Source organism: Acinetobacter sp. 129952 (genome assembly GCF_056642055.1).
In genome coordinates, this window is the sequence record NZ_JBWVSU010000026.1 from 1 (window position 1) to 7199 (window position 7199).

Sequence of the window (7199 nt, forward strand, 5' to 3'; positions counted from 1 at the left end):
AGTGTTGATCTGTCAGCATGGTACGAGGCATAGCGAATAGTAAAATTGGGTTTGGCGATTTGATTTTACTACTTCGCTATTTTTTTAAACTAAAAGTGTCAACACACCCTAGACATCCATCACATCTCTTGAGAAAAAACGAAGAACATGCAGTGCTGAATTTAAACAGCAGATCGTTCAGGCTTGTAAAGCACCGGACGTTTCAATTGCTTCAGTCGCTTTGCAACAGATTAGTATAAAAATAAAGTTAGTAAATAAATTATATAAATCAAATACTTTTTTATTAAATATAAAATTTATCTGATTTAATTTTGTTAATTTTGGGACTGTGTTATTCTACTATTGTGACGCTAAAAATAACTTACCTGTGCAGAAAAAAATGATGACACCATTGCTCATTGATGCATTAACAATTTCTGAAGGCAGGTTTGAAAAACCATGCCCAGTTTTAGTTTTGAAAATGATGTTACTCAATGAGGAAATGAGCCGGGAGTTTTCAGAAAAAATTAAAAATCAAGCATTACTACTGCTCGCGATATATCGTAAGTTACTGCTTGCTGTCGATAGGGACTTATGTAAGGTAAAAACTCTAAAGGATAGTGTGAAAAGAAGACACTGGGCTAAAGTGGATAAAGCACAGGACAAGATGGTGGTTGCAGGCCAACTTCGACTAAAGAGTTTAGATCCAGAAGAAATGATTTTATTTTTAAATACACAGCATTTTTTGAAAAAGCTGCCGATTTCCTTTGTTCAAGAATTGGTTAATTGGGCATCACCGGTGGTGAGTGGTAATTTTTTAATCGAAAATGTTTTAGCTGGTTATATCGCCCAGAAGCTTTTGCCATTAGAGAGAATTAAAGTGAAAGAGCTGGGTAAGTCTGTGCAACCATATTTTCATTTAGCTAACTTTTCTGTATTTTTACCTCGACTGGAGGAACTTTATCAAAAATATCAGCAGCAAATTGTTCGTGTGGCACCAATGGCAGAAGTTGCTTTGGCTTTAACAGACTTGAAGAAGGCAAGAGTCTATCGTATTCGGAGTAGTTCATGAAAAGTTATTTCAAGAAGCTCCTAGAATGTATTAATCAGAATGAAAATATAGAAGAAAAAGAACTGATCCAAGCATTATTTTTGTTGCGTGCACACTATAGCTTAGCTGGCATTGTTGTCATTTGTCAGCGAATCTTCACATTGATTGGGGATGATGAATTACCAGAATTTCGTGATGAGCTTAATACGTTAAAGATCATTAGTAGATTGCAGGATTCTGAGGAATATGCACATTTTTTCTCAGAAACAATAGATAGAAACACACATACACCCACGCCATTACGTCCATACACTGGAGACAGTGGAATTTGTGATTTGCTATTGATTCAAGCAGGACGAAGTCGAAATAATGAGAGTTTTGATACAGTAATTATTTGGTTTTTAGAGCAAATATTTCACTTTCAAAAAAAAGTACATACCCTAGGGCTTTATAGTAGTTATTTAAAGGGTGATGGAAGCATAAAGCTGAAAGCTCAAAAAGGATCTCGTGTGTATAACGCCTTTTTAGCAATCAAGCTGTTGGGTGATCAAGGTAATGAGTATATTTTAGAACAAGTCAAAGAGTTACTTATTCAAAATTCACCGAAACAACTGATTCATTTGATGTCTGCTGGTTCTGAAGATAAACGATTAAATGATGTTTTTTATACATTAAAGCTGTTTTTATCCCAAATTTGGCAAAATGATCCACTAAAAAATAAGAAGAAACGTCGAGAATTTTTACACCGTATAGGGTTAAAGTATAGAAAACTGATCTTGCAACGATACGGCTCATTAAGTATTGCTATTCAACCTTTAGAGGATGTAGATGAAATTCATCGTGGTCTAGTATCTGAAGTATTTGAGGATAATGAGATTGAAGAAGATGAAACACCATTGGAGCCATTGTTTACATTTTTTTTGGCAGAACAATCCGATTTAATTCGAGGTTTTTATGCCTCTAAATCTACTTCTCAACATATTGAAGCTGCAAATGTTGGTTTAGTTTGGACCAAATCGCGATTGTCCTTAATTTCAATTCAAGAAATATTTAGGCTCTGTCAACCATCTCATACTGATACCAGCTTAATTTTACGCGCAAAATTAGCTTTAATATTAAGTTTACTCACAGGACGTTCGGTGAGTGAATTAACAGCGCCTCGTTTTAGTCAAAATGCAGATCAGAATAATATTGCTATTCAGTATGATCATACTTTATCTGCGTATGTATTAAGTGTGTTTGCAGGGACACCGACACTCAAAAAAAAACCAGAAGATTCTAAATTTCATGTGCCATGGACCAATGAATTACATTTGGTTTTACCGATTGAACTCAATGATTTAGTGAGTCAAGTCAAAAATCTTGGGATTACAAGACATCATATGGCAGTTGAACGTGACGTGAGTGAACTGATTAACCGTGTACCTAAAGAGCTAGAAATCAGCCTCAAAAGCATTCGATATATTCTTCCACGGTTGTTATATGATCATAGCCAAGGTGATTTAGCTGTCGTTAAAGCAGTGACTAATGCATCAGGTCGAAATTATGATAACTTGATTCATTATGCCTCTTTTGAACAGAGGCAACTTGAGCAACTCTGGGCTGCTTGTTTAAGAACGATAAAAATTAATATTCCTGAATATATATACTCTTCCAATAAGCGTGTGGGTAGCCCAATTGGAATAAAGATTGTTGAAATACAAAATGAAATTACACGAATAAAAAAGAGAATAAATCAGGCTTCTGAACATAAAAATTGGCAGGTGCTCTTTGATAGCTTGACGTTGTATACAGCATTATGGATGAATCTTGCAACTGCAGGACGAGGAATTAAGCAGCCCTTTCCAAAGTGGATCAGTCAGCAAGGCTGGGCATTGATTCAAGATAAACATCATCAAGATGAATCAACCGATCGTTATGTGCCATTGACGCAAGCGTTGATCAAACAGATTCAAGGTTTACGTGGTTTGATGGGAATGCTAGGGGAGCAAATTGAACCACGTGTTGATTTATCATCTTATGCTGTGCAACTTTGTGCTCCTCATCAGATTGAAGGTTTAGTTAGAAATTGGGCACGGAAGTTGGTTCGCTCTGATTATAATCAGTTACCTGGACGGTTCAAGGACGCTGGACTTGGGCACTGGATACGGGGTCGTCATCCATGGGATATGTTATCTGTATTTCCTGTATCAGCTTTTCAACAACAGTGGCTTGATGTACAAGAAAACTTGCAAAAACAATTAGGTTTCGAATGTCTTGAAGGTTTTGATTCTTTTAAAATCAAGCATATTCCAACATTTGTTTTAACCCAAGAGACTAAAACAGCTCAAGTAGAGACGAAGCTGAGAATACAATATTCAGAGAATGATGTAAAAGAATGGCTGAAAAACTCAGAGTATAAGTCCTATTGTCCGTTGATTTTTGAGGAAAATCCTGAGCCACAAGTAGCTTTAGAGCTTGGACATGTATTAGCTTCACATTTAGCTAAAAATACAAACATTGATTTGCCAGAAGCGATCAAGGCATATTGTGCTTATATTCGCGATAAAACGAAAATTCCTTTATTCGTTCAACTTCCTCAAAAAGCTAATCGTACATGGCTGACATCTGAAAATAGTTTTAGTACATGGGGTTATATTGAACAAAACTTACTTGATCATATTCAGAAGGATTTAGAACATTTACCTGAACATCAAAATTGTGATGTTGAAATAGGACGTTTGCTGGTTGTACTCTCCATGTATTCACAACTGTGCAGAGTGAGCCATTTACAAGCGATGTTGGAGTTTATTGCTTCTGATCAACATATAGTCGCTATGGGGAATAGTCGGCTCGTTGAACTGACAGTGAATAATGATAGATCTGTGACAAAGATACGCCGTACAGTAATGTTAAGTCCTTATGTCTCGACGTTAATTTTAGTAGACCGACAGTATCTACAGCCCCGATTAAAAGAGATTTTAGCACAGCCAAGAAATCAACAAAGAACGGCTTGGCAAAAGTGTTTTAATACATATTTAAAACAAATAGGGCTTAAGTCAACTCTATCGTTAGCTCAATGGTTGAAAGCTTTACAGCAAAATGTGATGTTAAATAGCACTCCGTTGATTGCAGGTTATATATCAGGCCAAGTCCTGACTGAAGATCTTTCAATAAATGAATTATTACGCTTATTCGAATATGAAAAATTAACTACAAATTTAGATAGCACTGAGCCAGAAAGTGAAATAGAAATAGACGATGAGCAACTACATTTGTCTGATATTTTAGCGATGATTCAGCAACTAAAAGGTGAATCTAGATCAAGCATTTGGCTTAAACAGCTTGCCAATAATGAAACGAATCACTACTCAGTCAATTTATTAACGTGCTTTGTGCGATGGCTGATTTTACGCTGTGATGCAGAAGAGTTAAGTCTACAGAATCGAAATATGATTCATCTACATTTGGCCATCGTCAGTGCAGGTATATTGGGGTTTTCAGAAGATTTAACAAAAGATAGCCAGATTGATGAAGATGTATTTCAAAAATGGATGGAGTTGACGCAAGAGCATTTTCCACACCGCAAGCATCTCGCTGCGTGGAATCGCTTTAGAGATTTTTTAATTCAGTTAAATGATAATCGTATAAAGTTACACAAGCGTACAGCGCATCAAGCAAGTGCTAAAGTTTTTTCAAAAAATGAAGTGCAGCAGATCGTTCAAATATTACAATCTGTAGAATCTGGGGTGAATGATACTGTTTTACGTCTAGAGATTCAGCGTCATTTTCGTTTATCTGCAGCGATGGGTGTACGCCGTTCAGAGACACTTCATTTACGGCCCTTAGATATTGATGAGGATATGCTCCGAATTCGTCCTTATGGTGAGCAGCAGTTAAAAACACTTGGATCAGAACGTGTTGTTCCGATGAATTTATTAAGTCAGACGATTCAAAATGGATTAAATGATATTTATAAGAATAAAAAATATTCGATATTAATGTCTGATGAGAATAGTGAGCATAGGCCTTTTTTTGCTCAAATATCTCAAATATTAAAGAAAGTCACTGGAGATGTTGATCTCAGCTTACATCATTTAAGACATACGTTTGCAAGTACATATACTTTAAAGTGTTTGCAAACAGTGGTGGATTTTAAAGCGCTCACGATAGAATTGCCATGGCTACAAAATTGGATGCCATCGAATGAGCAATTTAATACGCTAGTAGGCAATGAAGGACAGGTTGGGCAAGGGATTAAGGCGATTAGTCGAGTGCTTGGACATTTACATGAATCGACAACATTAAAGCATTATGTTCATATCTTATTTCTGGCTACTTATGCCTATAGCATGCAACAACAGCAACCCAATTTACATACTGCATTTTTTAAGCGAGTCATGAGTCGGAGTAATTTATTCAGGCATTTCCAAGCGATTCATCAACAGAATGGTAATCTAAAATATGAGTTGAGAGACACCATCGAAAAATATGTACTCAAAAAAAGACAAACTCAGAGGTGGGTCATCTATGCTCAAAAAAGAGGAAATTCGACGGGTAAAGTAATTAAACACGAACTATTTCAAAATATTGAAGATATTGAGCGGTATCTTATTTCTGGGCAGGGGCAGCCACAATTAGATATTGAGTCCTGGAAGAGAGCTTTAATTACGATGTCAAACATTCCTTCAGGTAAACGTGGTTCAAATATAGGAAGACATCCATTATTGACACAAGGAAAGTTAGCACGTTTGCCTGAATTACTAAGTGCTGTAGATTTTAATTCCGCACAAAAAATTTTAGAGCGATTTGATTATTTAGAACGAAACCAATCAGACACTTATAATTGGTTAATAAAAAAATGGTTGTATGAGAGTAATGTAACAAAAGTATTGATGCATTTTACGGCAGAAGATAAACCTATGCTTTCACTTCTTATAGAACATCAGTTTTTTCCGGTAGTGATGAAACATAATAAATATGATTATTTTAGAATAATGTCTCAACAAGCGTCATTAAGCGCCGTGCGATGGGTACTTGCGTGGTTGAGTGTACGATATTTAGCGATTGGAGATCATATCTGAATCTAAGTATATATGACTTATGCACGCTTTGTTACACAAAGGTTTGAAAGACAGCGCTACCTTAATTGAGCTAATTTCAAATGACAATTTGGATGTAAGTGCAGCCAAATTCTGTGAATTTGTTCGAGATAGCTACGTGTGCATAATATCATTTACCTGACTAGAAAAATTTCTTGCTGCTCATTTATAGCTTAATAATAGAGACTTAAGTATTTTTTATGGATCAACAGAACCGAAAAACATCGCATTATCCATTGCGTTTTGTCTGCTGCTGGAAGCTATGTAACATGATTCCTTAGGTGAAATAGCCTAAGCTTAATAAGTGATTAAAAGGCCTGAAAATCCGCGAATTTGATTTTTTTCTTCGCTTTCAATTTGATCCATACGTTATTTATTTATTTATATTTTTCATTTACAAATCAATAAAATATTCTAATTTGGTTTGATCAAAGAAAAAGATACCCATTTGATAATTAGGTTACAGCAAAATCTGTAATCGGGCGTGGAAACCTGAAAATTACTACAGAAGTATTAAAACCGCTTTGACAGTTTTTTGTGCCTATTATGCTCAGTTTGCTATTATTAAATATTATTCAGCATAAAGTCATGTTGCAGAAGAAATGTCACCTTCAATGCAGCGTGACAATTTTGAAGTAGCACGAACTGATCTTGAAAAACATCCAATCATCAAATGTTTATTTAAAGCGGATAACGTCACGCGACACATAAGTTGTCATTTGCGACGCATAAAATGTCATTGAACGACACATAAGTTGTCATTGAAAGAAACCGCGATTATTGGTGGTTTTTTTATCAAGTCTCATATTAATTTTCTAAAATTAAAACTTTATAGTTAAATTAGATTGCATAAAACCGTGGAACATTGGTTGGTAAATAAGCGTGGAACATGAATAATCAATAAAAAGCCGTTCTGGTGCCCTATACTCCAGAACGGCTTAATTTAATATACTGATATATAATAAGAAATATCATACTGTTATTCACCAATTAAAATGTCTATGCGATAAACCATTTAAAATGTCCTGTTTTTAACCACAAGAGTCAAGCACAGGATTTAACTTTCTTTGTTCAATAACAGCTTTCTG

The 7199-nt window shown here is 35.4% G+C and carries 2 protein-coding genes; both read left to right on the plus strand.

Annotated elements, in window-relative coordinates:
• Positions 1-379 precede the first annotated feature (379 nt).
• Positions 380-1051 carry a hypothetical protein gene (locus AC1IR0_RS15500; RefSeq protein WP_005105953.1) on the plus strand — a complete coding sequence of 224 codons (672 nt, stop codon included), beginning with the start codon at positions 380-382 and terminating at the stop codon, positions 1049-1051.
• The gene (locus AC1IR0_RS15505; RefSeq protein ID WP_479741557.1) at positions 1048-6093 is read left to right on the plus strand and encodes a tyrosine-type recombinase/integrase; all 5046 of its coding nucleotides are present in this window, start codon (positions 1048-1050) and stop codon (positions 6091-6093) included. Before AC1IR0_RS15500 ends, AC1IR0_RS15505 begins: the two co-directional genes overlap by 4 nt.
• Positions 6094-7199: the final 1106 nt, after the last annotated feature.